26 protein-coding genes are annotated in these 25667 nt (G+C 70.7%); 14 read left to right on the top strand and 12 right to left on the bottom strand.

Going from position 1 to position 25667, the window contains the following annotated elements; all coding sequences use genetic code 11:
* Positions 1–8: 8 nt before the first annotated feature.
* Positions 9–1862: a YbaL family putative K(+) efflux transporter gene (gene ybaL, locus MKK64_RS14005; protein ID WP_243935515.1), complete on the bottom strand. Its 1854-nt coding sequence runs from the start codon at positions 1860–1862 to the stop codon at positions 9–11.
* A 195-nt stretch (positions 1863–2057) separates the two neighbouring features.
* Here ybaL and dapB point away from each other — a divergent pair, with 195 nt between their 5' ends.
* The 10 genes from dapB (at position 2058) to MKK64_RS14055 (ending at position 11647) form a co-directional block, all read left to right on the top strand.
* On the top strand, positions 2058–2855 hold the full coding sequence (gene dapB / locus MKK64_RS14010; protein WP_147841221.1) for a 4-hydroxy-tetrahydrodipicolinate reductase: 798 nt from the start codon (positions 2058–2060) through the stop codon (positions 2853–2855).
* A 121-nt stretch (positions 2856–2976) separates the two neighbouring features.
* Positions 2977–3612 carry a 2,3-bisphosphoglycerate-dependent phosphoglycerate mutase gene (locus MKK64_RS14015; protein WP_147725019.1) on the top strand — a complete coding sequence of 212 codons (636 nt, stop codon included), beginning with the start codon at positions 2977–2979 and terminating at the stop codon, positions 3610–3612.
* Positions 3613–3622: 10 nt separating this feature from the next.
* Positions 3623–4279, top strand: coding sequence for an alpha-ketoglutarate-dependent dioxygenase AlkB (locus MKK64_RS14020; protein ID WP_243935517.1), 657 nt, complete (start codon positions 3623–3625; stop codon positions 4277–4279).
* 183 nt (positions 4280–4462) lie between these two features.
* Complete coding sequence (locus tag MKK64_RS14025) at positions 4463–5422, top strand: hypothetical protein (protein WP_147841219.1); 960 nt, start codon at positions 4463–4465, stop codon at positions 5420–5422.
* 110 nt (positions 5423–5532) lie between these two features.
* On the top strand, positions 5533–6675 hold the full coding sequence (locus tag MKK64_RS14030) for a YihY/virulence factor BrkB family protein (RefSeq protein WP_243935518.1): 1143 nt from the start codon (positions 5533–5535) through the stop codon (positions 6673–6675).
* Between the two features lie 41 nt (positions 6676–6716).
* The gene (locus MKK64_RS14035) at positions 6717–7013 is read left to right on the top strand and encodes a nucleotidyltransferase family protein (RefSeq protein ID WP_243935519.1); all 297 of its coding nucleotides are present in this window, start codon (positions 6717–6719) and stop codon (positions 7011–7013) included.
* Entirely contained in the window at positions 6994–7359 is a 366-nt protein-coding gene (locus MKK64_RS14040; RefSeq protein WP_243935520.1) for a DUF86 domain-containing protein, read from the top strand. Before MKK64_RS14035 ends, MKK64_RS14040 begins: the two co-directional genes overlap by 20 nt.
* 37 nt (positions 7360–7396) lie before the next feature.
* On the top strand, positions 7397–10462 hold the full coding sequence (gene polA / locus MKK64_RS14045) for a DNA polymerase I (protein WP_243935521.1): 3066 nt from the start codon (positions 7397–7399) through the stop codon (positions 10460–10462).
* Positions 10463–10682: 220 nt separating this feature from the next.
* Positions 10683–11429: a rhodanese-like domain-containing protein gene (locus MKK64_RS14050; protein ID WP_243935522.1), complete on the top strand. Its 747-nt coding sequence runs from the start codon at positions 10683–10685 to the stop codon at positions 11427–11429.
* A complete protein-coding gene (locus tag MKK64_RS14055) occupies positions 11426–11647 on the top strand; it encodes a SlyX family protein (RefSeq protein WP_409567949.1) in 222 nt (73 codons plus the stop codon). The genes MKK64_RS14050 and MKK64_RS14055 overlap by 4 nt, the downstream gene beginning before the upstream one ends.
* A gap of 68 nt (positions 11648–11715) precedes the next feature.
* Here MKK64_RS14055 and MKK64_RS14060 read toward each other — a convergent pair whose 3' ends face one another.
* Together MKK64_RS14060 and MKK64_RS14065 are read right to left on the bottom strand one after the other, a co-directional pair.
* Positions 11716–13149: an NAD-dependent succinate-semialdehyde dehydrogenase gene (locus MKK64_RS14060; RefSeq protein ID WP_243935523.1), complete on the bottom strand. Its 1434-nt coding sequence runs from the start codon at positions 13147–13149 to the stop codon at positions 11716–11718.
* A 117-nt stretch (positions 13150–13266) separates the two neighbouring features.
* Positions 13267–14058, bottom strand: coding sequence for a class II glutamine amidotransferase (locus MKK64_RS14065; RefSeq protein WP_243935524.1), 792 nt, complete (start codon positions 14056–14058; stop codon positions 13267–13269).
* Between the two features lie 339 nt (positions 14059–14397).
* Between MKK64_RS14065 and MKK64_RS14070 the strand changes: the two genes are divergently transcribed.
* A complete protein-coding gene (locus MKK64_RS14070; RefSeq protein ID WP_147725038.1) occupies positions 14398–14790 on the top strand; it encodes a response regulator in 393 nt (130 codons plus the stop codon).
* A 138-nt stretch (positions 14791–14928) separates the two neighbouring features.
* Here MKK64_RS14070 and rpsU read toward each other — a convergent pair whose 3' ends face one another.
* Positions 14929–15249, bottom strand: a complete 321-nt coding sequence (gene rpsU / locus MKK64_RS14075) for a 30S ribosomal protein S21 (RefSeq protein ID WP_243935599.1) — start codon at positions 15247–15249, stop codon at positions 14929–14931.
* Positions 15250–15654: 405 nt separating this feature from the next.
* Between rpsU and MKK64_RS14080 the strand changes: the two genes are divergently transcribed.
* Both MKK64_RS14080 and MKK64_RS14085 read left to right on the top strand, forming a co-directional pair.
* Positions 15655–16698: a threonine aldolase family protein gene (locus tag MKK64_RS14080; protein WP_243935526.1), complete on the top strand. Its 1044-nt coding sequence runs from the start codon at positions 15655–15657 to the stop codon at positions 16696–16698.
* 222 nt (positions 16699–16920) lie between these two features.
* Positions 16921–18393 carry a SulP family inorganic anion transporter gene (locus MKK64_RS14085; protein WP_243935527.1) on the top strand — a complete coding sequence of 491 codons (1473 nt, stop codon included), beginning with the start codon at positions 16921–16923 and terminating at the stop codon, positions 18391–18393.
* A gap of 15 nt (positions 18394–18408) precedes the next feature.
* On the opposite strand, the gene lysA is transcribed toward MKK64_RS14085, so the two are convergent.
* The 5 genes from lysA to MKK64_RS14110 all read right to left on the bottom strand — a co-directional run bounded on the left by lysA (position 18409) and on the right by MKK64_RS14110 (position 22257).
* Positions 18409–19677, bottom strand: coding sequence for a diaminopimelate decarboxylase (lysA, locus tag MKK64_RS14090; RefSeq protein WP_243935528.1), 1269 nt, complete (start codon positions 19675–19677; stop codon positions 18409–18411).
* Positions 19678–19810: 133 nt separating this feature from the next.
* The gene (gene lptM / locus MKK64_RS14095) at positions 19811–20170 is read right to left on the bottom strand and encodes an LPS translocon maturation chaperone LptM (protein ID WP_147841207.1); all 360 of its coding nucleotides are present in this window, start codon (positions 20168–20170) and stop codon (positions 19811–19813) included.
* A gap of 132 nt (positions 20171–20302) precedes the next feature.
* Entirely contained in the window at positions 20303–20569 is a 267-nt protein-coding gene (locus MKK64_RS14100) for a 3',5'-cyclic-nucleotide phosphodiesterase (RefSeq protein ID WP_147729929.1), read from the bottom strand.
* A 130-nt stretch (positions 20570–20699) separates the two neighbouring features.
* Positions 20700–21401 (bottom strand): hypothetical protein, encoded by a 702-nt coding sequence (locus MKK64_RS14105; RefSeq protein ID WP_243935529.1) that lies wholly within the window; start codon positions 21399–21401, stop codon positions 20700–20702.
* A 199-nt stretch (positions 21402–21600) separates the two neighbouring features.
* Positions 21601–22257, bottom strand: a complete 657-nt coding sequence (locus MKK64_RS14110; protein WP_243935530.1) for a DUF1134 domain-containing protein — start codon at positions 22255–22257, stop codon at positions 21601–21603.
* Between the two features lie 172 nt (positions 22258–22429).
* Between MKK64_RS14110 and MKK64_RS14115 the strand changes: the two genes are divergently transcribed.
* On the top strand, positions 22430–22882 hold the full coding sequence (locus MKK64_RS14115) for a YHS domain-containing (seleno)protein (RefSeq protein WP_243935531.1): 453 nt from the start codon (positions 22430–22432) through the stop codon (positions 22880–22882).
* On the opposite strand, the gene MKK64_RS14120 is transcribed toward MKK64_RS14115, so the two are convergent.
* The 3 genes from MKK64_RS14120 to MKK64_RS14130 all read right to left on the bottom strand — a co-directional run bounded on the left by MKK64_RS14120 (position 22860) and on the right by MKK64_RS14130 (position 25633).
* Entirely contained in the window at positions 22860–23753 is an 894-nt protein-coding gene (locus MKK64_RS14120) for a 3'(2'),5'-bisphosphate nucleotidase CysQ (protein WP_409567950.1), read from the bottom strand. The genes MKK64_RS14115 and MKK64_RS14120 overlap by 23 nt on opposite strands.
* A gap of 82 nt (positions 23754–23835) precedes the next feature.
* On the bottom strand, positions 23836–24837 hold the full coding sequence (locus MKK64_RS14125; RefSeq protein WP_243935533.1) for an asparaginase: 1002 nt from the start codon (positions 24835–24837) through the stop codon (positions 23836–23838).
* A gap of 157 nt (positions 24838–24994) precedes the next feature.
* The gene (locus tag MKK64_RS14130; RefSeq protein WP_243935534.1) at positions 24995–25633 is read right to left on the bottom strand and encodes a hypothetical protein; all 639 of its coding nucleotides are present in this window, start codon (positions 25631–25633) and stop codon (positions 24995–24997) included.
* Positions 25634–25667 lie beyond the last annotated feature (34 nt).

Below are 25667 nucleotides of genomic sequence, written 5' to 3' on the forward strand. Positions count from 1 at the left end.
GTCGGCGCTCACCCCGCCGCCGGCTCCTCCTTGTGCGGCCGGAGTTCCGGCGATGGGTCGATCTCGGCCTCCGTCGGCGCCTCGGCGCGGCTGTCGGCGCGGCTCGCATCGACGAAGAGGCGGGCCTCGCCCTCGGTCAGGCCGAGGCTGCGTAGGGCATAGAAGGTCATGCCGAAGGCGAGCTCGCGCTCGGCCATCAGCACCAGCCCGACCTTCTCCTCCTCCATCCGGCGGCGCTCGGCGTCGCTGTGGGTGCGGATCAGGGTGTCGATCCGCGGGTTCGCCTCCCGGGCGATCTCGACCAGCCGGCGCGCATGGTGCGAATCCGGTGTCGCGATCACCAGGAGGCGGGCCTGCGCGATATCGGCGGCGGCGAGGATGCCCGGCGCCAGCGCATCGCCGAACACCACCTCCAGGCCCGAGGCGCGCAGGTCGAGCACCCGCCGGCGGTCGCGGTCGACCACGACGAAGGGCAGGTCCCAGGCGTCGAGCGCCTTGCCGATCCCGCTGCCGACCCGGCCGTAGCCGACGATGATCGCGTGGCCGCGATGGGGCTTGGCGGGCTCGGCGACCGCGATCGCATCGGCGCCGCGCCGCTCGAACCGGCGCGCGAGGTCGGGCCTGTCGGCGAGGTAGCGCTCGACCCGCGCGGCGAGCACGAAGAACAACGGGTTCAGCGTGATCGACAGCAGCGCTCCGCCGAGGATGAGGTCGCGCCCCTCCTCCGGCAGCAGCTTCAGGGAGAGGCCGAGCCCGACGAGGATGAAGGAGAACTCGCCGATCTGCGCCAGGCTCGCGGCGATGGTGAGCGCGGTGCCGACCGGATGCTTGAACGCCAGCACGATCGCCACCGCGGCGATCGACTTGCCGAGCAGGATCACGCCGAGCACCGCCAGCACCGAGAGCGGCTCGCGCACGAGGATGCCGGGGTCGAACAGCATGCCGACCGAGACGAAGAACAGTACCGCGAACGCGTCCTGCAGCGGCAGGGAATCGGCTGCGGCCTGATGGCTCAGGTCGGACTCGGCGAGCACCATGCCGGCGAAGAAGGCGCCGAGGGCGAAGGACACGCCGAACAGTTCCGCCGAGCCGAAGGCGATGCCGAGCGCGAGCGCGAGCACGGCGAGGGTGAACAGCTCGCGCGATCCCGTGCGGGCCGCCTGGTCGAGCAGCCACGGCACCATGCGGCGGCCTGCGACCAGCATCAGGGTGGTGAAGACGCCGACCTTAGCGAGCGTCAGCCCGAGGGTGAGCCAGATGCTGTCGCCGAGATAGCCGGAGAGCGCCTGCGCGAGGGTGTTGCCCGTGGCATGGTCGCCGGTACCGGCGCTCCCGCCGAGCGAGGGCGCCAGCGCCGGCAGCAGCACCAAGGCGAGGACCATCGCGAGATCCTCTACGATGAGCCAGCCGACCGCGATGCGGCCCTTGTCGCTGTCGAGCAGGTTGCGCTCCTCCAGCGCCCGCAGCAGCACCACCGTGCTCGCCACCGACAGGGCGAGGCCGAACACCAGGCCGGCGCCGAGGCCCCACCCCCAGGCGAGCGCCAGGCCGCCGCCCATCGCGGTCGCCACCGCGATCTGCACCACGGCGCCGGGCAGCGCGATCGTGCGCACCGCCATGAGGTCCTTGATCGAGAAGTGCAGGCCGACGCCGAACATCAGCAGGATGACGCCGATCTCGGCGAGCTGGCCGGCGAGCTTCTGGTCGCCGACGAAGCCCGGCGTGAACGGCCCGATGGCGATGCCGGCTACGAGGTAGCCGACCAGCGGCGGCAGCCGCAGGCGTTGAGCCAGCATGCCGAACACGAAGGCGATCACGAGGCCCAGGGCGATGATGGCGATCAGCTCGGTCGCATGCGGCACGGGGCGATGGTCTCCTGGCGTCGGCGTCGGGATGGGCGTTCCTGAACGCCGTAGCGGAATCGCGCATCGAATTCCGTACGCGATGGCACCCGGGGGTGTTCCGGCGCACAGGCACGTTCAGGTCGGCAGGATCGGGTTGGCAGGCCGGCACCGAGCCTATACCCGTGATCCTCGGATCGAAGGACGGCGAAGACGATGCGGCTGGTGGTGGTGGGCGCCGACGGGCGCATGGGGCGGATGCTGATCCGCGCGGTGGCGGAAGCCGAGGGCTGCACGCTCTCGGCCGCGATCGAGCGCGAAGGCTCGGACGCGATCGGCCACGATGCCGGGACGCTCGCCGGCCTCCACCCGCTCGGCGTGCCCGTCACCGACGACCCGCTGACGGCGTTCGCGGCCAGCGACGGCGTGCTCGATTTCACCGTCCCGGCGGCGACGGTGCAGTTCGCCGAGCTCGCGGCGCAGGCCCGCATCGTCCACGTGGTCGGCACCACCGGCTTGTCGGAGGACGACCTCGCCAAGCTCCGGGCCGCCGCCTACCACGCCCGCATCGTGCGCTCCGGCAACATGTCGCTCGGGGTCAACCTGCTCGCCGCCCTGGTGCAGCGGGTCGCCGCCGCCCTGGGGCCGGAATTCGACATCGAGATCGCCGAGATGCACCACCGCATGAAGGTGGACGCGCCCTCCGGCACCGCCCTGCTGCTCGGGGAGGCCGCCGCGGCAGGCCGCGGCGTCGACCTCGCCGACGTCCGCGTCTCGACCCGGGACGGCCATACCGGCGCGCGCCGGGCCGGCGACATCGGCTTCGCGACGCTGCGCGGCGGCAGCGTCGTTGGCGACCATTCGGTGATGTTCGCCGGCGCCGGCGAGCGCATCACCCTCTCGCACCACGCCGAAGATCGCAGCCTGTTCGCGGCCGGAGCGGTGAAGGCGGCGCTCTGGGCGCATCCGAAGCCGCCGGGCCTCTACAGCATGACAGACGTGCTCGGGCTGTAAGGCTACGCTCGACCACGGACGGGCGCGGGTGGTCGGCCCGCGCTTGGGGCCTCGGCCCGGCTCTGGTAGGAGCCGCAGCGACCTGCCCGATCGGGCGCCTCCCCAGAAAGACCGGACCCCGATGGACCGCTTGCTCGTCCTCGCTCGCCACGGCCAGAGCGAGTGGAACCTCAAGAACCTCTTCACCGGCTGGCGCAACCCGGACCTCACCGAGCGCGGCGTCGACGAGGCGCACAAGGCCGGGCGCTGGCTGAAGAGCGAGGGCTACGGCTTCGACGTGGCGTTCACCTCGAACCTCGGGCGGGCGCAGCGGACCTGCAAGCTGATGCTCGGCGAGATGGGCCTGTCCGAGATCGAGACGATCCGCTCGGAGGCGTTGAACGAGCGCGATTACGGCGACCTGTCCGGCCTCAACAAGGAAGACGCCAAGGCGCGCTGGGGGGCCGAGCAGGTGCACCAGTGGCGCCGCTCCTACGATATCCCGCCGCCCGGCGGCGAGAGCCTGAAGGACACCGCGGCCCGGGTGCTGCCCTACTATATCGAGACGATCCTGCCCCGCGTGATGGCCGGCGACCGGGTGCTCGTGGCCGCCCACGGCAACTCGCTCCGCGCCCTGGTGATGGTGCTCGACCGGCTCAACACCACGACCATCGCCGGCCTGGAGATCGCCACCGGCGTGCCGCTCGTCTACCGCCTCAAGGCCGACACCACCGTCGCCTCGAAGACGGTGCTGGAACGCGACATCGACGACGCGTGACGCGCAGCGCGTGGCGGTCGAACTCGCGCCGGGCCTGATCCACCATCCCGGCTGGCTCGATGCGGCGGCCCGGCGGCGCCTCGCCGACGAGATCGCGACCGTGCTGGCGGCCGCGCCGCCGTTCACGCCGCGGATGCCGCGGATGCCGCGCACGGGAAAACCGTTCTCGGTGCGGATGTCGAATGCCGGCCCGCTCGGCTGGGTCTCGGACGTCGCCGGATACCGCTACCAGCCGGATCATCCCGAGACCGGCGACCCCTGGCCGGCGATGCCCGCGACCGCACGCGCCGCCTGGGGCGCGCTCGCCGATCATCCCCGCCCGCCCGAGGCCTGCCTGATCAACCTCTACGCGCCGGGCGCCCGCATGGGCCTGCACCAGGACCGCGACGAGGACGACCTGACGGCCGCGGTCGTGTCCCTGTCGCTGGGCGCGGCGGCGGTGTTCCGCTACGGCGGCCCGAAGCGCTCCGACCCGACCCGCTCGATCCGCCTGACGGCCGGCGACGCCCTGGTGATCGGCGGCCCCTCCCGCCTCATCCACCACGGCGTCGACCGCATCGTCGCGGGCGGCGACCTGCTGTCGGTGGCGGAAGACCCGGACCCGCCCTTCCTGCCCCCGGGCGGCCGCTGCAACCTGACCCTGCGGCGGGTGACGAGGGCGCCTTGAACGCGAAGGGCCCTGGTTGATGCGGACTCATGCAGACAGGCGCCTGGTTCGAAGTTCGCGCCAAGGCCCGCAGGTCCAGCTTCCGGGCAGACGCGTGAACGCGTCCGCTTGACAGGACCCGGCCGCGGGCCGACGCATCGCATCCGGTCCGGCGCCGTTCCGGATTGTGGAGATCCTGGTTCGATGCGCCTGCGCCCCCGTCTGTCCGCCCTCGCGCTGCTTGCCCTGGTGCTCGGCTTCGATGCGGGGCCGGCGTCGGCCGCCGAGCCGGTCTATCCCGCGGGCTCGCGCTTCGGGTTCGAGCCGCCCTCCGACATGTCGCCCTCGCGCCGCTTCTCCGGCTTCGAGCGCAAGGAGGGCGGGGCGACGCTCTCGGTGGTCGAGCTGCCGGCGACCGCCTTCGCCGACCTCGTGCAGACCTTCACCGACGCCAACCTGAAGAACCAGGGCTTCGCCGTCGAGACCCGCGAGCCGGTGAAGATCGGCGAGGCCGACGGCATGCTGTTCACCGGCTCGCAGCCGGGCGAACCGGGCAGCGCCACGCCGACGGTCCGCAAGTGGCTGCTGCTCGTCGGCGATCCGACCGTCACCGGCCTGATCATCGGGCAGGCGCTGCCCGATGCCGAGACCGAGAAGACCATGCGCAGCCTCGTCACCGGCGTGACGATCCGGCCGGCGCTGACGCTGGCGCAGCAGGTCGACGCGCTGCCCTTCCGCATCGCCGATCCGGCGGGGTTCCGCCCGCTGCGCGTGCTCGCCGGCAACTCGGTGCTGCTGACGCAGGGACCGAAGGACCAGATGAGCAACCTCGAGCAGCCGATCCTGGTGCTGGCTCAGGCGGTGCAGCAGCCGCCGACGGCCGAGCAGCGCGACGGCTTCGCCAAGGCCGCGCTGTACTCCAACCAGACCATGAAGGATTTCGTGATCGAGCGCTCGCAGAGCTACCGCTCCAACGGAACCGATTGGCACGAGATCGTGGCGCGCGCCACCGACATGCCGACGAACACGCCGGTCGTCGTCTCCCAGACGATCCGCTTCGCGCCGGACGGCTATCTCCGCGCCCTCGGGGTGGTGCGCGAGGACCAGCGCGAGGGCACGCTCGCCAAATTTCGCGAGGTCGTGGACAGTGTTCAGGTGAAATAGCACGGGGCAGCCTGAGAATTCGCCCGTCGTCCGAGGAAACCACTCCTTGCGACCACCGGTTGTCGTCGCGACGCGCCGTCTCGTAGACGGCCATCGCGACGGGACCATTGATGACCGACCGAAACCATAGCGCAGACGGACTGGACGAGCGCCATTCCGCCGTGTGGACGCTGGCGCTCGCCGCCACCCTCGTCGGCATCGCCGCGCTGCCGTATCGGCGCGGCGGAGACCGGCCCGCGCCGGCCCTGGACGGTCCCCGTGCACCCTCGCCCTCGCATTCCGGCGGCGACGCCCGGGCGGTGGCGCAAACCGAGTCGGACCGCGGCCGGCAGGCGAGCACCCCCTCCGAGATACCCAAAAGCGGCTGGAAGGATGTCGGGCTGCGCGTGTTCCGCGACCTGAAGGAGAATCGCCTGGTCTCGGTCGCGGCCGGCGTCACCTTCTACGTGCTGCTCGCGATCTTCCCGGCCGTGGCGGCGCTGGTGTCCTGCTACGGCCTCTTCGCCGACGTCGCCACGATCAACGACCACCTCGCCAGCCTCCAGGGGGTGATGCCCTCCGGCGCGATCGACATCGTCGGCGAGCAGGTCAAGCGCATCGCGGCCAAGGGCGACACGACCCTCGGCGTCACGTTCTTCACCGGCATCCTGCTCTCGGTCTGGAGCGCCAATGGCGGCATGAAGGCGGTCTTCGACGCGCTCAACATCGTCTACGAGGAGCGCGAGACGCGAAACTTCGTCTGGCTGAACCTGCGGTCCCTCGCCTTCACCGCGGGCGCGCTGCTGTTCATCATCCTGGCGCTCGGGGCGATCGTGGTGTTGCCGGTGGTGTTCAACACGGTCGGCCTGTCGGCGGACGCGTGGTACCTGGCGCTGCTGCGCTGGCCCGCCCTGTTCGTCGCCGTCCTCGGCGGCCTCGCCCTGCTCTACCGCTACGGCCCCTGCCGCGACGCGCCGCGCTGGCGCTGGGTGACGTGGGGCAGCGCGATCGCCGCCTTCGCCTGGCTCGCCGGCTCCCTCGGCTTCTCGTGGTACGTGGCGAACTTCGGCAAGTACAACGACACCTACGGCTCGCTCGGCGCCGTGATCGGGTTCATGACCTGGATCTGGATCTCGACGGTGATCGTGCTGCTCGGCGCGGAGGTGAATGCCGAGATGGAGCACCAGACCGTCCACGACACCACGGTCGGGGCGCCGCAGCCGCTCGGCACGCGGCGGGCGAAGATGGCGGATACGGTGGGGGCTGCGACCTGAGGCGCGTTCCGCGAAGGTCGGATCCGCAGTAGGGTCGGTCCATGGATCGCGACGCCGCCATCGATATCCTGCGTGCGCATGAGCCGGAGCTGCAACGCCTCGGCGTGCGGCATGCCGCGGTGTTCGGCTCGGTCGCGCGGGGCGAGAACCATGCAGGCAGCGACCTCGACGTGATGATCGAGATCGACGCGCGGGCGGTACGAGATGCCTTCAACTACGTCGGGATTTGCCGAGCCATCGGGAGCCTGTTCCCGATCCCCGTCGACGTCGCCAATCGCGAGACGTTGAAGCCGCACATTCTCTCGCGCGCCGAGCGGGATGCTGTCCGTGCTTTCTGAGCGTGAATCGGACGCCTGCGTCGATATCGTCGCCAACGTTCAGGCCGCCCGCGACTTCATCGACGGCATGCCCTACGAGGCTTTCGCCGCCGATCTGCGGACGAATTACGCGGTGATCCGCTGCATCGAGATCGTGTCCGAGGCGAGCCGACGCCTCGGAGCGGCATTCAAAGCCCGGCATCCGCACATCCCCTGGCAGGACGTCGCAGATACGGGCAACTTCTATCGCCACGCCTACCATCGTGTCGCGCTGGACATCGTATGGAGGACCGTCCACGAGCCGCTGATGGAGATCGCTGTGGTCTGCCGCGCCGAGCTCGAGGCGCATCAGGATCCGGCTGCGTGATCCTCTGTTCTCCCGTTCGCCGAGATGTCCGCGCACCATGACCGACGAGACGCTTCCTTCCCCCGTCGGCCCCGGCGATCAGGTGATCCTGGTGGACGGGTCGTCGTTCATCTTCCGGGCCTACTTCCAGGCGATAAACCAGCCGGAGAAATTCAACTTTCGGCCCTCGGACGGGCTGCCGACCGGAGCCGTGCGGCTGTTCTGCACCAAGATCGCGCAGTTTGTTCAGGAGGGCGCGGCCGGCATCTGCCCGACCCATCTCGGCATCGTCTTCGACAAGTCGGAGGGCTCGTTCCGCAAGGAGCTCTACTCCGACTACAAGGGCCACCGCCCCGACGCGCCGGACGACCTGAAGCGGCAGATGCCGCTGATGCGCGACGCGGTGCGCGCCTTCGGCCTGCATGCGATCGAGATGGAGCGCTACGAGGCCGACGACCTGATCGCCACCTATGCCCGGCAGGCCGAGGCGCGGGGCGCCGGCGTCATCATCGTCTCGTCCGACAAGGACCTGATGCAGCTCGTCGGGCCGCTGGTTCGGTTCTACGATTTCGAATCCGGCTCCAAGGGCAAGCCGGGCCACCGCCCCGAGCGCAACCTCGACGAGGCGGCGATCGTCGCGAAGTGGGAAGGCCTGCAGCCGAACCAGATCGGCGACGCGCTGGCGCTGATCGGCGACACCTCCGACAACGTGCCCGGCGTGCCCGGCATCGGCCTGAAGACCGCGGCGGCCTTGATCAAGGAATACGGCAGCCTCGAGCAGCTGCTGGAGCGGGCGGGCGAGATCAAGCAGCCCAAGCGCCGCGAGATGCTGCTCGCCGGCATCGAGCAGGCGCGGCTCTCGCGCCGGCTCGTGGCCCTGGTCGAGGACGTCGACGTGCCGGTGGCGCTCGACGACCTGCGCCTGCCCAAGCCCGACCCGGAAAAGCTCGTCGGCTTCCTCAAGGCGATGGAGTTCAACACGCTGACCCGGCGCATCGCCGCGATGCTGCATGTCGACCCGGAAGCGGTGAAGCCCGATCCGCGCCTGCTCCCGGGCCATGTCCCGGGCGACGACGCCCCCTTCTCCGACGCCGCAGCCGCGGCCGGGGATGGCGCCGAGATCGACCCCTTCGCCGATCTCGGCCTGCCGGACGCCGCGCCCAAAGCCCGCGGCCCGTCCGATCCGACGCCGTCGAACCTCGTCGCGGCGCGCGCGGCGGAGGCGAGCAAGCCGTTCGACACCAGCGCCTACGAGACGATCCTCTCGCTCGAGCATCTCGATGCCTGGATCGCCGAAGCGCACGAGGTCGGCGTGATCGCAGTCGACACCGAGACCGACTCGCTCGATGCGCACCACGCCAACCTCGTCGGCGTGTCGCTCTGCTTCGCGCCGGGGCGCGCCGCCTACATCCCCCTTGCCCATGTCCGCGCGGTCGAGGCCGCGCCGAACGCCGACGACCTGTTCGGCGGCGGGGCGACGGCGTCCGATCTCGTGGAGCCGCTGCCTTCGCAGATCGACCGCGACGCCGCGCTCAGTCGGCTGAGGCCGCTGCTCGAGAGCCCGAGCGTGCTCAAGGTGGCGCAGAACCTGAAATACGATTGGCTCGTGTTCCAGCGCTACGGCATCACCGTGGCGCCGTGTGACGACACCATGCTGATCTCCTACGTGCTCGATGCCGGCAAGGGCGGGCACGGCATGGACGAACTCGCCAAGCGCCATCTCGGCCACCAGCCGATCACCTTCTCGGACGTGGCCGGCACCGGCAAGGCCAAGGTCACCTTCGACCGGGTGCCGCTCGACCGGGCCACCGCCTACGCGGCCGAGGATGCCGACGTGACGCTGCGGCTGTGGCGGATGATGAAGCCCCGCCTCGTCGCCGAGCGGCGGCTCGCCGTCTACGAGACCCTGGAACGGCCCCTGATCGCGGTAATCGCCCGGATGGAGCAGCACGGCATCCGCGTCGACCGCAACATGCTCTCGCGGCTGTCGGGCGACTTCTCGCAGATCCTGGCGCGTCTCGAAGAGGAGATCCAGGAGATTGCCGGCGAGCGCTTCCAGGTTTCCTCACCGAAGCAGATCGGCGACATCCTGTTCGGCAAGATGGGCCTGCCCGGCGCCAAGAAGACGCCGTCCGGCCAATGGGCGACGCCAGCGACCCTGCTCGAGGAGCTGGCCCAGGCCGGGCACGACCTTCCGAAGAAGATTCTCAACTGGCGCCAGCTGGCCAAGCTGAAGTCTACCTACACCGACTCGCTGCAAGAGCACGCCGACCGCGACACCAACCGGGTCCACACCTCGTTCTCGCTCGCCGCCACCACCACCGGACGGCTGTCCTCCTCGGACCCGAACCTGCAGAACATCCCGATCCGCACCGAGGAGGGGCGCCGCATCCGCCGCGCCTTCGTCGCCGACCCCGGCAACCGCCTGATCTCGGCCGACTACAGCCAGATCGAGCTGCGCCTGCTCGCCCACATGGCCGACATCCCGCAGCTGCGGCAGGCCTTCGCCGACGGCATCGACATCCATGCGGCGACCGCGAGCGCCATGTTCGGCGTGCCGCTCTCCGAGATGACGCCGGACCTGCGGCGGCGGGCCAAAACCATCAACTTCGGCATCATCTACGGCATCTCGGCCTTCGGGCTCGCCGATCGCCTCGGCATCGGCCGCGAGGAGGCGAGCCTGTTCATCAAGCAGTATTTCGAGCGCTTCCCCGGCATCCGCGACTACATCGACACCACCAAGCGCGCCTGCCGCGACAAGGGCTACGTCACAACCCTGTTCGGCCGCGTCTGCCACTACCCGCAGATTCGCTCCAACAACCCGTCCGAGCGCGCCAGCGTCGAGCGGCAGGCGATCAACGCCCCGATCCAGGGCACCGCCGCCGACATCATCCGCCGGGCGATGACCCGGATGGAGGCGGCGCTCACCGCCGAGCGCCTGAACGTCCGCATGCTGCTGCAGGTGCACGACGAGCTGGTGTTCGAGACGAACGAGGCCGAGGTGGATCGCGCGATCCCGGTGATCAAGCGCATCATGGAAGAGGCCCCGGCTCCGGCGCTCACGCTCCACGTGCCGCTGGTGGTCGAGGCGCGGGCAGCGGAGAACTGGGAGGAGGCGCATTGAGCAGGGGCTCACCCGGTCGTCAAGTGATCGAGCTTCAGACCTCCGTCAAACCACTGCATCCTGAGGCGTCGAAGCCCAGCGGGGGCCTCCAGGTCACACCGAGGGTTCTGGAGGCCTCCTTCGACGCCCGCTGACGCGGGCACCTCAGGATGAGTCGAGGACGGGAATGGCGGACCGCGTGTGAATTCCCCGGATAGCGAGGCCCTGCTAAACCCGCGCCATGCTCCAAACCGTCGCCACCCTCTACCAGTTCGTCCCCCTCCCCGATGCCGCAACGCTCGCGCCGGTGATCGAGGGCTTGTGCAAAGACCTCGGCCTGACCGGCACGCTCCTGCTGGCGCACGAAGGCATCAACGGCACGGTGGCGGGCTCGGCCGAGGCGATCGCGGCGTTCCTCCCCGCCCTGAACGGGCCCGACCTGTTCGGCGGACGCCTCGATCGGCTCGAATGCAAGCTGTCGACGGCCGAGGCGCCACCGTTCGCGCGGATGAAGGTGAAGCGCAAGCCGGAGATCGTGACCTTCGACGGCGGCGCCACCGACCCGGCCGACGGGGTCGGGACCTACGTCGCGCCCGAGGACTGGAACGCGCTGCTCGACCGGCCGGGGGTGGTGGCGGTCGACACTCGCAACCGGTTCGAGGTGGCGCTCGGCACGTTCGCGGGCGCGGTCGATCCCGGTCTGTCGCGCTTCGGCGAGTTTCGCGCGTTCGCGGAGACGCTCGACTCCTGCACCGAGGTCGCCCTGTTCTGCACCGGCGGCATCCGCTGCGAGAAGGCCGGCGCCTACCTCAAGGCGCGCGGGTTCGCGCACGTCCATCTGCTCCAGGGCGGCATCCTGAAATACCTCGAGACCGTGCCGGAGGCCAAGAGCCGCTGGACCGGCGACTGCTTCGTCTTCGACGGCCGCATCGCGCTGGGGCCGGCGCTGGCCGAGCGGCCCGACCATCCGCCGGAGGCCCTGCGATGAGCGATCCCGCGATGAGCGAGTCCGCCCGCATCGACCATCTCGAGATGCGCCTCACCGAGCAGGACGCGACCATCGACGACCTCAACCGCACCGTCACCGAGCAGTGGCGGCTGATCGACCGGCTGCGGCGGCAGGTGGAATCGCTGATCGAGCGCGTCGAGGAGGCGGGCGCTCGCACGGCTGCCGGCGGCGCCGAGCCCCCACCGCCGCATTATTGAGGGCATCAGCGCGCCCTTCCCTCCCCCGCGAAAGGGGAGAGAAGACGCGGTGAACCTGCCTTCGAAGCCTAGAAATTCGCCTGCGTGACGAACTTGGTGGCGAGGTAGCCGTCCAGCGCTTCGGAGCCGCCCTCGCTGCCGTAGCCGGATTCCTTCACCCCGCCGAAGGGCGTCTCCGGCAGGGCGATGCCGTGGTGGTTGATCGAGACCATGCCGCTCTCGACCATGCTCGACACCCGCGTCGCCTGCTCCGACGAGCGGGTGTAGGCGTAGGCCGCCAAGCCGTAGGGCAGGCGGTTGGCCTCCGCGTAGGCTTCCGCGTCGTCAAAGAAGCGCTGGATCGCCGCGACGGGGCCGAACGGCTCCTCGTTCATGATCCGGGACGTCAGCGGCAGGTCGGTCAGCACCGTCGGCTCGAAGAAGTTGCCGCGGTTGCCGATGCGCTTGCCGCCGGTGCGCAGCGTGGCGCCCTGCGCGTTGGCATCGGCGACCAGCGCTTCCATCGCCTCCAGGCGCCGCCCGTGGATTAGGGGCCCCATCTTCGTCTCGGGATCGAGGCCGTCGCCGACCTTCAGGTTGGAGGCGAGGTCGGTGAAGCCGTCGACGAAGCGGTCGAACACCGAATCGTGGACGAGGAAGCGGGTCGGCGCGACGCAGACCTGGCCGGCGTTGCGGAACTTGTTGGCGCCGAGAACCGCCACCGCCTTCTCGACATCGGCATCGCCGAAGACGATCGCCGGCGCGTGGCCGCCGAGCTCCATCGTCGCCCGCTTCATGTGCTGGCCGGCCAGGGCCGCAAGCTGCTTGCCGACCACGGTCGAGCCGGTGAACGAGATCTTCCGGATCACCGGATGCGGGATCAGGTACGACGAGATCGTCGCCGGATCGCCGTAGACCAGCGCGAGGCAATCGCCTGGCACGCCAGCATCGAGGTAGGCGCGCACCAGCTCGGCGCAGCTCGCCGGCGTGTCCTCGGGTCCCTTGAGGATCACCGGGTTGCCGGTGCAGAGCGCGGCGGCGATCTTGCGGACGGCCTGGTTGATCGGGAAGTTCCACGGGGTGAAGCAGGCCACCGGCCCGACCGGCTCGCGCACCACGAACTGCAGCACCCCGTCGCCGCGGGGCGGGATCACCCGGCCGTAGGCGCGCTTGCCTTCCTCGGCGAACCAATCGGTGACGTCGGCCGCGGCCATCGTCTCGATGCACGCCTCGGCGAGGGGCTTGCCCTGCTCCAGCGTCATGATCCGGGCGATGGCGTCGGCGCGCTCCCGCAGCAGGTCGGCGGCCCGGCGCAGCACCTTGCCGCGATCGAAAACCGAGACCTTGCGCCACTGCGCGAAGCCGCGCGCGGCGGCCTCGAGCGCCCGGTCGAGGTCGTCCCGGGTGGCGACGGCGCATCGCCCGATGGTCTCGCCGGTGGCGGGGTTGAGCACCGGCAGCGTCTCGCCGCCCGAGCCGGCGACCCAGGCGCCGGCGATGTGAAGCGTCACGTCCGGATACATGTCGGCCCTGCGATCCCTGCCCGGCCGGCCGCGATGGGCCGGCGACTGAGGCAATGTCGCGCTCGACGTCGCCGGGGGCAAGGCGCCGGCGGGAACGAACCGGCCGGGATGTCCGGCTCAGGCGGCGATGCTGCGCTTGACCGGCTCCGAGCCCTTCACCGTGACGGGGCCCCCGCGGCGCGCGCGCAGCGTGCCGCCCTTCGGCACGACCTGCCAGCCGTCCTTGGCGCCGTCGATCGGCTCGGAGACCACGACCAGGCCGGCCTCGGTCTGGCGATAGTACAGGCTCGGGGGCCGCGCATCGCAGGCCCACCGATAGGCGATGAGCTCGTCGCCGTCGGTCAGCAGCGCGGTGAAGCGCAGCGGCTCGGTGATGCCGGCCGCCTTCATCAGGTCGCGCACGGTGGCCAAGGTCTCGGCCATGGCGCCGATCGGGTCCTCGGCAAGGCCGTTGGAGAGGGCGAGCAGGAAAAGGGCCTCGGAGTCGGTGCTGCCGCGACGCCCGTCGTACAGGGCGTCCGGGATCAGCGCCTCGAGGCGGCGCTTGATCCGCAGATATCCGCCGATCTGACCGTTGTGCATGAACAGGTGCCGGCCGTTCACGAAGGGGTGGCAGTTGGTCCGCGCGGTCGCCGTCCCGGTGGAGGCGCGCACGTGCGCGAAGAAGGTCCGGGCGCGGACCTGCCCGCACAGGTTGACGAGGTTCTCGTCCGACCACGCGGGCGAGATGTCGCGATAGACGCCCGGCTCCGGTCGTTCGCCGTACCAACCGAGGCCGAAGCCGTCGCCGTTGGTCTCGGTCTTCCCCTGCTCGGCGTGCAACGATTGATGCACGAGCGAGTGCGTCGGCGCGCAGACGAGGTCCGACAGGAAAACCGGCTCACCGCTATAGGCCAGGAAGCGGCACATGGTTGGGGCCAACCTCTTGCTGATCGCGCTGGCGCGAACCTTACCCAGTCTGCCCTCGGGCAAGCCCGGTGCCGCGCCATCGCCGAACCGTAACATTTCGTTGTCGATGATGAACAGTTCGCTAACGCACTGCAGCATGCACGGAGTTTGTGCGCTCCTGAACGGATCCTCGCCAAACCGGTCGCAACGCAGGCATGCGCTTGAGACGAATTCGGACTCTTGTTACCCGGCTTCGGACGGCGCAGCATGGCTCATCCGGGAATCAGCGCCCCACGCATGAGGTCGCGTCGCCGGTCAGGCATCGAACCCGCATCCGCAACATCTCGTGAAGGAGGTCCCATGGACCGCGCCCCCTCCCCTTGTCCGGTCGCCCTTGTCGTCGAGGACGATGCCGCGGTCCGCAACCTCGCCGCCGCCGTGCTCGAGGAGACCGACCTCGGGGTGATCGCCTGCGACAGCGCGGAGGCCGCGATCTCGATCCTGGAGCGCGACGACGTCACCGTCGCGCTGCTCTTCGCCGACATTCGCCTGCCGGGCGCCATGGATGGGCTCGCGCTCGCCCGCACCGTCGAGCGCCGCTGGCCGGACGTGCGGGTGGTGGTGACCTCGGGCTACGATGCCGGCGGCGATGCGAGGATGCCGGCGCAGGCGGTGTTCATGCAGAAGCCGTGGCGCGCCCTCGACGTGCTGGTCCAGGCCGAGCATGCGACGGAAGCCGCCCGCGCCGCCTGAGCGCGTTCCGGTCCGATACGAGGACGGCGCACGCGGCGTCGTCCGAAATCCTTTCACGAACGAAAAAAGCCCGGACCACAAGGGCGGCCGGGCCTTTTTCGAGGATCGCGATCGACGGGCCTCGCGGCCCGGATCGTCTTACTCGGCGGCGGAAGCCGCCGGAGCGCCGCTGGCCGGAGCGGACGGGGTCATCGACGGGAAGCCGGGACGACGGGGGGCGCCGGCGCCGAAACGGGGCTTCGGCTTCGGAGCAGCGATCAGGCCCTCGCGGATCGCGGTCTTGCGGGCCTGCTTGCGGGCGCGACGGACCGCCTCGGCCTTCTCGCGCGCCTTGCGCACGGACGGCTTCTCGTAGGCCTTGCGCTGCTTCATCTCGCGGAAGATGCCTTCGCGCTGCATCTTCTTCTTGAGGACGCGGAGCGCCTGATCGACGTTGTTATCGCGAACGAGTACCTGCAACGGAGTGGATCCTCTAGAACCGGTTTGAACGTGGCATTCGGTCGGCGCGGTCAGCGTGACGCCCGCGAGCATTGCGGGAAACCGACAGCGCCCCGGACCCGGGGATCGCCCGGGCGGGACGCGGTTCGGACCGTCTCGATTCGGCACCAAATCTGCACCTTGGGCAGGCTCTTACACCAAGCGCCCGCGAGTTCCAACCGGATTGGCGACGCGACGTCGATCCGCGTGCGGTGTGACCGCGCGGACGCAGGGGGGGAAGGCCGTCGTCCGCCCGCACAGGACATGCCGGGCGCAGCAATCCGGCCCGGCTCCTGCAATGCCGTCCTAAGTCGGGTATGACATCCCAGGCCGGACTCGTCCCGGCAAGGCTGGCGAAGGGACGCTCATGACGGGTGAGAGACAGCGATGACCGACGACGCGCAGCAATTCGCCAGCGACAACTATTCCGGCATCTGCCCGGAAGCCTGGGCGGCGATGGCGGCCGCCAATGCCGGGCATGCGCCGGCCTACGGCGAGGATGCCTGGACGGCACGCGCGGCGGATGCCTTCCGCACCCTGTTCGAGAGCCGCTGCGAGGTGTTCTTCGCCTTCAACGGCACGGCCGCCAACGCGCTGGCGCTGGCCGCGCTCTGCCGCTCCTACCACAGCGTGATCTGTGCCGACGCCGCCCACGTGGAGACCGACGAGTGCGGCGCGCCGGAGTTCTTCTCGAACGGCTCGAAGCTGCTCACGGTCCGCACCGAGAGCGGCAAGCTGACCCCGGACGCGATCTGGGCGCTCGCCACCAACCGCAAGGACATCCACTTCCCGAAGGTCCGCGTGGTGACGGTGACGCAGCCGACCGAGACGGGGCAGGTCTACACCCTCGCCGAGTTGCGGGCGATCTCGGCGACCTGCCGCGACCTCGGCCTGTCGCTGCACATGGACGGGGCCCGCTTCGCCAACGCCTGCGCCCATCTCGGATGCAGCGCGGCGGACATGACGTGGCTGTCGGGCGTCGACGTGCTCTGCTTCGGCGGCACCAAGAACGGCATGCATGCCGGCGAGGCGGTGGTGTTCTTCGACGCCGCACTGGCCGAGGATTTCGGCTATCGTTGCAAGCAGGCGGGGCAGCTCGCCTCGAAGATGCGCTTCCTCTCGGCCCCCTGGGTCGGGATGCTGGAGAGCGGGGCGTGGCTGAGAAACGCCGCGCACGGCAACGCCTGCGCACAGGACTTCGCGGCGGCGGTCGCGGACATGCCCGGCATCGCGCCGATGTTCCCGGTCCAGGCCAACGCCGTGTTCCTGGCGATGCCGGCGGACACGATGGAACGCCTGCGCGGCAGGGGCTGGCGCTTCTACACCTTCATCGGTGGTGGAGCCCGGTTCATGTTCGCCTGGGACGCGAAGCGTGAGCGCGTCGCTGAGCTGGTTGCGGATCTGCGCGCCGTCGCTGCGGCACCGGCATGAGCGGGCGGCGGGTTGCGTGGCCGGGTGCCGCTGTCTAACAGGGGCTCATGGTTCCGGCAGACGTTCGCCCGTCATCGATGACGCCGCCGTAGCGCGCGCGACGCCCCGCGGTCCCCGTTTCCACGGGGCATCGTGCTTGGGCCGCCGAACCGTCTCCCGTCGAAATCCCGTCTCTCATGAGCCCGCACGCCGCCCTCCGCGGGCGCGGGCCGGATCCTTTGCATGACCTTTCAAACCTTGCGGGCCGAATGGGCCCCGCACGTGCCGCGCGAGCTCCTCGCCGGCACCGTCGTCGCGCTCGCGCTCATTCCGGAGGCGATCGCCTTCTCGCTCATTGCCGGCGTCGATCCGCAGGTCGGGCTCTACGCCTCGTTCTGCATCGCGGTGACCACCGCGATCGTCGGCGGACGGCCGGCGATGATCTCGGCCGCCACCGGCGCCACCGCCCTGGTGATGGCGGGGCTGGTGCGCGAGCACGGCCTGCAATACCTGCTGGCCGCCTCGATCCTCGCCGGCCTGATCCAGATCGGCGCCGGCCTGCTGCGGCTGGGCGACCTGATGCGCTTCGTCTCGCGCTCGGTGATCACCGGCTTCGTCAATGCCCTCGCGATCCTGATCTTCCTCGCTCAGATGCCCGAGCTGATCGGGCGCGGTCCGACCGTCTACGCGATGGTCGCGATCGGGCTGGCGATCATCTACGGCCTTCCGCGCCTCACCAGGGTGGTGCCCTCCCCGCTCATCTGCATCGTCGTCCTGACGATCGCCGCGATCGCGTTGGCGCTGCCGATTCGCACGGTCGGCGACATGGGCGCGCTGCCGAGCAGCCTGCCCTCGTTCCTGCCGCCGCAGGTCCCGCTGAGCTTCGAGACCTTGCGGATCATCCTGCCCTACGCCGCCACGGTCGCCGTGGTCGGCCTGCTCGAATCGCTGATGACGGCGGCGATCGTCGACGAGATGACCGATACCGGCAGCGACAAGAGCCGGGAATGCCTCGGCCAGGGCACCGCCAACATCGTCTCGGGCTTCTTCGGCGGCATGGCCGGCTGCGCCATGATCGGGCAGACGGTGATCAACGTCACCTCCGGCGCCCGCGGTCGCCTGTCGTGCCTGTGGGCGGGCTGCTTCCTGCTGTTCCTGATCGTCGCGCTCGGCGCCTACGTCCGGCAGATCCCGATGGCGGCGCTGGTCGCGGTGATGATCTTCGTCTCGATCCAGACCTTCTCCTGGCGCTCGATCCGCGACCTCGCCCGGCACCCGGGCTCGTCCAGCGTGGTGATGCTCGCCACCGTCGCGGTGGTGGTCGCAACCCATGACCTCGCCCGCGGCGTCCTCGTCGGCGTGCTGCTGTCGGGCGTGTTCTTCGCGCGCAAGGTCGCCCGCGTCTTCCGCGTCGAGAGCCGCCGGAAGGGCGTGGTCCGCACCTACGTCGTCACCGGGCAGCTGTTCTTCGCGACGGCCGAGGCATTCCACGGCGCGTTCGATTTCCGCGACGACGCCGAGCGGATCGTGCTCGACCTTTCGGCGGCGCATTTCTGGGACATCACGGCGATCAATGCCCTCGACCGGGTGGTGCTGAAGTTCCGCCATCACGGCCGGGCGGTCGAGATCGTCGGCCTCAACCGCGCGAGCGCGACCCTGGTCGAACGTCTCGGCACCCACGACAAGCCCGGTGCGATGGCAGCACCGGAACACTGACGCGACGGCCGGCGCTCAGGCGAGCCAGTCGGGCATCCGGTCGAGGCCGATCAGCGCGTCGTAGCTCTGGCGCGGGCGCACGATCGCCGCCTGCGAACCGCTGACCAGCACCTCGGGCACGAGGCGGCGGGTGTTGTAGGTGCCGGCCTGGACCGCTCCGTAGGCGCCCGCCGTCATCACCGCGATCAGGTCGCCGGCGACGACCCGCGGCATCTCGCGCTGCAGGGCGAGATAGTCGCCGGTCTCGCAGACCGGTCCGACCACGTCCGCCGTCACGCGCGGCGCGTCGGCGGCCGGAGCCTCCACCGGGCGGAGGGCGTGATAGGCCTCGTAGAGGGTCGGCCGGATCAGGTCGTTCATCGCGGCATCCACGATGACGAAGGTGCGCCCCTCGCTTTCCTTCACGTAGACCACGCGGGTGACCAGGATGCCGGCATTGCCCGCGATCATCCGGCCGATCTCGAAGACCGGCCGCAGGCCGAGCGGGGCGAAATGCGGGCGGATCGTCGCGGCGAGCGCCGCCGGGTCCGGCGGCGCTGCGTTGTCGTCGCGATAGGGGATGCCGAGGCCGCCACCGAAATCGATGTGGCGGATCGGATGGCCCTCGGCGATCAACCGGCCGGCCAGCCCGGCGAGCAGCCGCGCCGCATTCTCGAACGGCGCGAGATCGGTGATCTGGCTGCCGATATGCATGTCGACGCCGTGGATCGCGAGGCCCGGAAGGGTCGCCGCCAGGGCGTAGACGGCGGGCGCGCGCGTGATCGGGATGCCGAACTTGTTCTCGTACTTGCCCGTCGAGATCTTGGCGTGGCCGCCCGCGTCGATGTCGGGATTGACCCGGATCGAGACCGGCGCCTCGATCCCGAGGCTGGTCGCCACCTCGGACAGCGCCAGCAGCTCGGGCTCGCTCTCGACGTTGAAGCAGTAGATCCCGGCCTTCAGCGCTGCCGCCATCTCGTCGCGGGTTTTGCCGACGCCGGAGAACACGACCTTCTGCGCGTCGACCCCGGCCCGAAGCGCGCGGAGCAGCTCGCCCTCGGAGACGATGTCCATGCCGGCGCCCCGTCGGGCGAGCGTCGCCAACACGGCCTGGTTGGAGTTCGCCTTCATGGCGAAGCAGACCAGCGCGTCGTCGCCCGAGAACGCCTCGGCGAAGACGTGGAAGTGCCGCTCCAGGGTTGCGGTGCTGTAGCAGTAGAACGGCGTCCCGACCCGCTCGGCCAGGGCCGTCAGGTCGACGTCCTCGGCGTGCAGGCGTCCATCGCGATCCTGGAAATGGTGCATCGTTCGGCCGTGTACGGGAAGCGTCGAGATCCGCCGTTCGGCTCGAGATCCCGTCCGCGGGGAAGCCTCCCCCGGGGCGGGAGAGCAGGGTGGAAGACGAGGGCGCCGTGCGATCCGGCGCGGGAGCGGCGCGCTACAGCAGCGGATCGAGGATGAAGGGATCCTTCGGGATGCGATAGCCGCGCTTGGCCCCGCGGCCGGTCTCGACCGGCGCCTCCGTGCCGGAGGCCGGGGCGAGCGCGGAGGGCGGCAGCTCGTCGCCGTCGCGGACCGCGGACGGATCGGGCTCCGGCGTGCCGCCGCCGAGGCCGGTGCTCTGCGGAAGGGTCCGGGGTCCGGCCGTCGCCGTGGGGGTGCCTTGGGCTGCACTCCGTTGCGGCGTCGTCGCCGAGGCGCCCGGCGGCTCGAGGGCTCCGCGGCGGCCGCACCCTGCCAGCGCGAGCGCGGCGAGGCCTGTGGCGAGAGTCAACGTCAGGACGCGGGTGGGCGGCATCGCGGAGGGTCCGGCGGGCACTTCTGGGGCGGTCCTCCCGAGGGAGGATCGCACCTTAGCCGTTGCCGGAACGCGAGGCGAGCGTTCGCGCGCCACAGCTTCGCTCCGAACCGGCTCGGTCGAGCGGGCGGTTCAGCCCTTCTTGTCGCCGTTGGTCGCCTCGTAGGCGTCGATCGCCCGGCGGCAATTCTCGGAGAGCGACTTCCAGTTCTTCTCGAAGCAGGCATCGAGCTTCGGGTCCTCGGGGGCGAGGTTGCCGCAATAGTTCAGGTAATCGCCGGTGCAGTACTTCTTCAGGGTCTCGTTGCCGCGCTTGGTCTCGGGCGCCGCCGAGGCCGGTGCGGAGAACGACACGGCCAGGCCGAGCGCGAGGGCGAGGGACATGAGCTTCAAGGCCATGGGGCGTCGTTCCATCTGTCGGATCGAGAGGGGGGATGGCGGTGCGATGATGCCATCGCGTGGTGGAAACAAGGCATCGCGGCGCGGTTTCGCAACCGCAACCCTAGGATTTTGGTGGCTCGACGGCCGCTCAGTGCGAGGAGGCACGCATCGCGTAGGCCGCCACCGGCGGTAGGCGCTCGCGCTGCGTCAGGGTGTCGGCCACCTCGGTGATGCGCCGGCGAAGGTCCGCATTCTCGCGCTCGACCGCCTCCCCGCGGTCGGACACGGCCTTGGCGAGCGCCGCCTCGGTGGCCGCGAGCTTTTCGCGCACGCTGCCCTCGCTCTCCGCCGCGCCGGCATCGGATGGGACGTCCTCGACCGTGCCGAGGGCGTTCCGCGCGGCGAGCAGGCTGTCCAGGAGGTCGGCATGCGCCTCTTCCAGGGAGAGCAGGGTCGCGAGGCTCGACGAGCCGTCGGCCTGCGCGGTCGAAAGCTCGTTCTCGAGACGACCGCGAAGCGCCAGCGCCTCGGCGATCTCGGCGTCGCGCGCGGCGACGTCGCGCGCGAGGGCGGCCGCCTCCATGGTGCGGTTGCCGAGGGCCGCCATGTCGGCCTGGCGCTTGGTGCGCGCGTCCTCGACGGCACGCTCCATCCGCCGCTGCCGCACCGCGAACTCGGCGCGCAGAAAATCCTTCTCGGCGGCGATCTCTCCGACGGACAGCGGCAGCTGCGCCTCCGTCCGGCGCCGCGCCAGGCGGGCGGCGCGCGCGTTCACTGCGGGCAGCGCCAGCAGCGCGCACAGGATCGCCACCAGGAAGCCGAGGGCGAAGACCATCACGGTTTCGATCACGCGGGCGAACTCGATCCCTTGAGCGCCGCCGCAAGACCGGACCCTGCCCGCTCGTGCGACGATGCGACCACACGCAGAACGAGCCCGGACACCGGGGCTGAACCCGGATGCCGTGCCCGTGGGCCGAGCATGCCCGGCCGAAGCTGACGCGCAGTCTAACCGGTTTTGCGCGCGGGCGCGAAGTCGCGATTCGGCCGCGTCAGAACGGATTCCAGGTCGGCGTGCCGGTGAACTTCAGATAGCCGACGTTGATGCCGAGGCGGGCGCCGACGCCGGTCCGGATCGGAACCACGACGATGCCGTCGTTGGTCACCGCCGTCATGCCGAAGCCGCCGACGAAGTAGGCCGAGCCGTCGACCCCGCCGAAGCGGCGGTAGATCCCATTCACCGCCGGCAGGTTGTAGACCAGCATCATGGTGCGGTCGCCGTCGCCGCCGATGTCGAAGCCGAGGGTCGGGCCCTGCCAGTAGATCCGGCGCTGGCCCGCATTGCGGGTGTAGAGCGTGCCCTCGCCGTACCGGACGCCGCCGACGATGGCGCCGGAGGCTTCCTGGCCGAGAATGTAGCCGTTGGGCTCGCCCCAGCGCTTGGTCGCCTCCTGCACCGTGAGCGCCAGCCCGCGCGAGACGCTGCCGAAGAACTTGTGGCCGGAATCGACGATCTCGCGTGGCCGGAAGGTCTCCGGCGCGCCGGGATCCTCGACGCCGCGGGCGGAGGCCGGCACGCTCGCGGAAACGCCGAACGCGGCCGCCGACAAGGCGAGGAGCCCGGCCGAGCTCAGGCCGGCCAGGGCGCGGCGGCGTGTCGGCGCGTCCTGCCGCAGGGTGGCCGTGCGGGGGGAATCGGGTGTGGTCATGGTTCCTCCTCGATCCGCTGAAGGCGGCGCCGTCATGGGACGCGATCGCGCGCCTGGACTTGGATGCGCACCTGGACGATGCCTTGCGTCCGCCCCCAAGGACATGCGGCAGACCTGCCGCCGGAGCGCACGGCGGTCGATCCGGGCGCGAGCTAGGGGACAGGTGGACACGATGTGGTTAACGCGGCGTGACTGCGCCATCCTCGTCCTGGCGGGCCTCGCGGAGCCGGCGATCGGACAGACGCCCGTCGCCGGCCCGCTCGCGCTCTCGGGCTTCGACCCGGTGAGCTACTTCCTGCCGAAGGGCCCGCGGGCGGGCTCGTCCGCGTTCGAGGCTTCCGGCGGCGGCAGGACCTGGCGCTTCGCCGGTGCCGCCAACCGCGCCGCCTACCTGCGCGACCCTACGGTCTACACGCCGCGGCTGGGCGGATACGACGTCGTCGGCATCCTCGACGGACGGCTGGTCGACGCCGATCCGCTGGTCTTCGCGGTGATCGAGGAGCGCCTTTACCTGTTCCGCAACGCCGAGCGACGGGATCGGGTGCTGGCGGACCCCACGCTGGCGGAGCGGGCGGAGGCGTCCTGGCCGAGCCTGCAGCCGCTCACGGACGGAGGACGGGAGTGAGCCGCGTCACCGCTGCGCCCTCCCGCGGCCGCAGGATCGGCCCGCGATCGGGAAGCGCGACCCGGGCGGCGAGCGCCGGATCGCCCAGAGCCGCGAACGGGCCGTTGCGATAGGCCATCGCGTGCCGGCCATAGATGATCGGCCGGCCGGTGGGGGTGACGACACGGCCACCGGCGGAGGTCAGGATGTGGTCGCCGGCCGCGGTGTCCCATTCCATGGTCGGTCCGCAGCGGACGTAGAGGTCGGCCTCGCCCGAGGCGATCAGCGCGAACTTGAGGGCCGAGCCGGCCGCGCGGCGCGATGTCACGCCGAGCGCGTCGAGGCAGGCCTCGGTCTCGGAATCGCCGTGGCGCCGGCTGCCGAGCGCGGTCAGCCCGTCCCGCGGCTCGGGCCGGGTTCGGACGGCGCGAGAGGGCCCGGGGCGGCCGGCCTCGATCGGCGCCTCGTGCGCGGCGACGCCCGCGTGCCAGACGCGGCCGACGCCCGGCGCGGCCAGCGCCGCGGCGACCGGGCGGTTGCCCTCGATCAGGGCGATGCATACGGCGAATTCCGGGCTGCCGGCGAGGAAGTCGCGGGTGCCGTCCAGGGGGTCGACCAGGAAGAACCGGTCGGCGGGCGGCACGTCGTGGCAGGTCTCCTCGGCCACCACCGGGATCGCCGGAAACCGTTCCAGGAGCTTGGCCAGGATCAGCTGCTCGGCCTCGAGGTCGGCATGGCTCGAGGGCGAGCCGTCCACCTTGAGCACGTGCGGGCAGTCGTTGCCGTGGTGGCCGAGCAGGATCTCGCCGGCGGCGCAGGCGATCTCGGCCAGGTACGCGGCGATGCGCTCGCGTTCCGGCCCGGAGAGGGAGACGATGGATGATGCCGCCATTGTCATGGCACCGTCTTGCTCCACCCACCGATCCTTGTCGATGGCGGAGGCCGAAATCGGGTTCGGCCCGTCCCGACGCGTCTCAGTAGGTGGCGAACATCCGCGCGATCTCCGCGGGCTCGCGCGTCACCGTCAGGGCGAGCGCGAGCAGGATGCGGGCCTTCTGCGGCGTCAGGTTGTCGGCGCTGAGGATGCCGCGCTCCCTCAGGCGGGTGGTGAGCGGGACGACGCCGCTGCCCGCCCGGGTCGACTGCACCACGACGATCCCGGCGGCGGCCGCCTGCTCGAGGGCGTCGGCTTCGCGCGGCGGCGTCATGCCCGGCGCCAGCCCCGCCGAGACGATGCCCTGCGCTCCGGCCGCGAGGAAGGCCCGCACCGCCGTGCCGTCCGCGTCGGCATAGCCGTAGGACACGTCGACCCGCGGCAGCGCATCGAGCGCGCGGATGTCGAAGGGCGTTCCCGGAGCGTGGCTCCGCTCCGAGCGGCGGTAGTACTGCACCGAGGCGCCGTCGACGTGGCCGAGCACCCCGAAATCCGGCGTCCGGAAGGTCTGAAGCCGGGCGACCGAGGTCTTGGTCACCTCGCGTGCCGCCTGGATCTCGTCGTTTAGGACGACGAGGACGCCGCGCCCGCGGGACTGCGCCGACGCCGCCGTGCGGATCGCCGCGACGAGGTTGAGCCCGGCATCGCTCGACAGGGCGCTCATCGGCCGCTGCGACCCGACGAGCACCACCGGGACGTCGACGGTGAGCGTCAGGCTCAGGGCGTAGGCGGTCTCCTCGAGGGTGGCGGTGCCGTGCCCGATGACGATGCCGGCGAGGTCGCGATGCTCCGCGACGAGGCGTTCGCAGGTCGTCGCCAGGTCGCGCCATTCCGCGAAGCCGATCGCCGGGCTCGGCACGGCGCGGAAGGCGACCGGCACCATCTCGGCGACCGCGCGCACCTCCGGCACGGCATCGAGGATCGCCTGCGCCTCCAGGCGGTTCCCGGTCGCGGTGTAGTCGAGGATGTCGAGGGGATCGCGACCGAGCGACGAGATCGTCCCGCCGGTGCCGATGAACGCGACCTTCGGCCTTGCCGTCATCGAATGTCTCCTGCTCGCTTCGCGTCGAGACCGCGTCCTACCCGCTGAGGCCGGCGGTTGTCTCGCGGCATCGCCGGGGACGGACGATGTGCCGGGCGAGGACGCGGTGCCGGCTCGCTCGCCCCGAGGATGGCGACACCGCGCGCGTCGAGGCGGCTCAGCTGCGGAAGTCGAACACGAGGGCCGAGGCGTTGCTGCTCGTGCTGAAAGACCCGCTCGACGCGTAGCCGGTCGCGCTCGCCTGCGTCGATTGGAGCTGCTTGATGAAGCTCGCCAGCAGATCGCTCGTCGACGCGGTGCTGGTGCTGCCCGAGGCCGAGGCGTCGGGATCCGTGCTCGACGCATCGGACAGGTCGTTGCCGTCCGGCGCCGCGCCGAGGGGCGGTCCAGGGGGCGGGCCGCCCGCACCGCCGACCCCGCCATCCTTTGCCTCGCCCTTCGCGCCTCCCTTGGCGAACAGCGACGTCAACGTCGCCGCTTGGTCGCTGGTCAGCGTTCCGTTGGTGACCTGGTCGGCGATCAGGCCGTCGATCCGGCTCTTGATCTGGGAGGGGTCGAGCCGCGACGCGGCGGCGGTGCTCGACGATGCCGACGCGGCACCGTTCGCGGTTTCGCCGGACTTGAGGCTGGCGTCGATCGAGTCGAGGGCGCTGGTGAGCGCGGTGGCGTCGGTCGCGGAGATGGCGCCGGCCGAGGCCTCGCTGTCGATCTCGGAGGCGACCCGGTTCTTGTGGGCGTGCGCCGGGCGCTGCGGCGCCTGGATCTGCGAGGCGGTGGTGCTGGAGATCGAACTCATGGGCGGCTTTCCCGTGAAGCTGCCGGAAACGCCC

Source organism: Methylobacterium sp. E-025 (assembly GCF_022829705.1).
In the GTDB taxonomy this organism is placed as follows: Bacteria; Pseudomonadota; Alphaproteobacteria; order Rhizobiales; family Beijerinckiaceae; genus Methylobacterium.

Bases quoted from the DNA above. Each gene is read 5' to 3' on its own strand.
- dapB (WP_147841221.1), top strand. From the start codon at position 2,058: ATGCGGCTGGTGGTGGTGGGCGCCGACGGGCGCATGGGGCGGATGCTG.
- MKK64_RS14015 (WP_147725019.1), top strand. From the start codon at position 2,977: ATGGACCGCTTGCTCGTCCTCGCTCGCCACGGCCAGAGCGAGTGGAAC.
- MKK64_RS14025 (WP_147841219.1), top strand. From the start codon at position 4,463: ATGCGCCTGCGCCCCCGTCTGTCCGCCCTCGCGCTGCTTGCCCTGGTG.
- MKK64_RS14030 (WP_243935518.1), top strand. From the start codon at position 5,533: ATGACCGACCGAAACCATAGCGCAGACGGACTGGACGAGCGCCATTCC.
- MKK64_RS14035 (WP_243935519.1), top strand. From the start codon at position 6,717: ATGGATCGCGACGCCGCCATCGATATCCTGCGTGCGCATGAGCCGGAG.
- MKK64_RS14040 (WP_243935520.1), top strand. From the start codon at position 6,994: ATGCTGTCCGTGCTTTCTGAGCGTGAATCGGACGCCTGCGTCGATATC.
- polA (WP_243935521.1), top strand. From the start codon at position 7,397: ATGACCGACGAGACGCTTCCTTCCCCCGTCGGCCCCGGCGATCAGGTG.
- MKK64_RS14050 (WP_243935522.1), top strand. From the start codon at position 10,683: ATGCTCCAAACCGTCGCCACCCTCTACCAGTTCGTCCCCCTCCCCGAT.
- MKK64_RS14055 (WP_409567949.1), top strand. From the start codon at position 11,426: ATGAGCGATCCCGCGATGAGCGAGTCCGCCCGCATCGACCATCTCGAG.
- MKK64_RS14060 (WP_243935523.1), bottom strand. From the start codon at position 13,149: ATGTATCCGGACGTGACGCTTCACATCGCCGGCGCCTGGGTCGCCGGC.
- MKK64_RS14065 (WP_243935524.1), bottom strand. From the start codon at position 14,058: ATGTGCCGCTTCCTGGCCTATAGCGGTGAGCCGGTTTTCCTGTCGGAC.
- MKK64_RS14070 (WP_147725038.1), top strand. From the start codon at position 14,398: ATGGACCGCGCCCCCTCCCCTTGTCCGGTCGCCCTTGTCGTCGAGGAC.
- MKK64_RS14080 (WP_243935526.1), top strand. From the start codon at position 15,655: ATGACCGACGACGCGCAGCAATTCGCCAGCGACAACTATTCCGGCATC.
- MKK64_RS14085 (WP_243935527.1), top strand. From the start codon at position 16,921: ATGACCTTTCAAACCTTGCGGGCCGAATGGGCCCCGCACGTGCCGCGC.
- lysA (WP_243935528.1), bottom strand. From the start codon at position 19,677: ATGCACCATTTCCAGGATCGCGATGGACGCCTGCACGCCGAGGACGTC.
- lptM (WP_147841207.1), bottom strand. From the start codon at position 20,170: ATGCCGCCCACCCGCGTCCTGACGTTGACTCTCGCCACAGGCCTCGCC.
- MKK64_RS14100 (WP_147729929.1), bottom strand. From the start codon at position 20,569: ATGGCCTTGAAGCTCATGTCCCTCGCCCTCGCGCTCGGCCTGGCCGTG.
- MKK64_RS14110 (WP_243935530.1), bottom strand. From the start codon at position 22,257: ATGACCACACCCGATTCCCCCCGCACGGCCACCCTGCGGCAGGACGCG.
- MKK64_RS14115 (WP_243935531.1), top strand. From the start codon at position 22,430: ATGTGGTTAACGCGGCGTGACTGCGCCATCCTCGTCCTGGCGGGCCTC.
- MKK64_RS14120 (WP_409567950.1), bottom strand. From the start codon at position 23,753: ATGGCGGCATCATCCATCGTCTCCCTCTCCGGGCCGGAACGCGAGCGC.
- MKK64_RS14125 (WP_243935533.1), bottom strand. From the start codon at position 24,837: ATGACGGCAAGGCCGAAGGTCGCGTTCATCGGCACCGGCGGGACGATC.
- MKK64_RS14130 (WP_243935534.1), bottom strand. From the start codon at position 25,633: ATGAGTTCGATCTCCAGCACCACCGCCTCGCAGATCCAGGCGCCGCAG.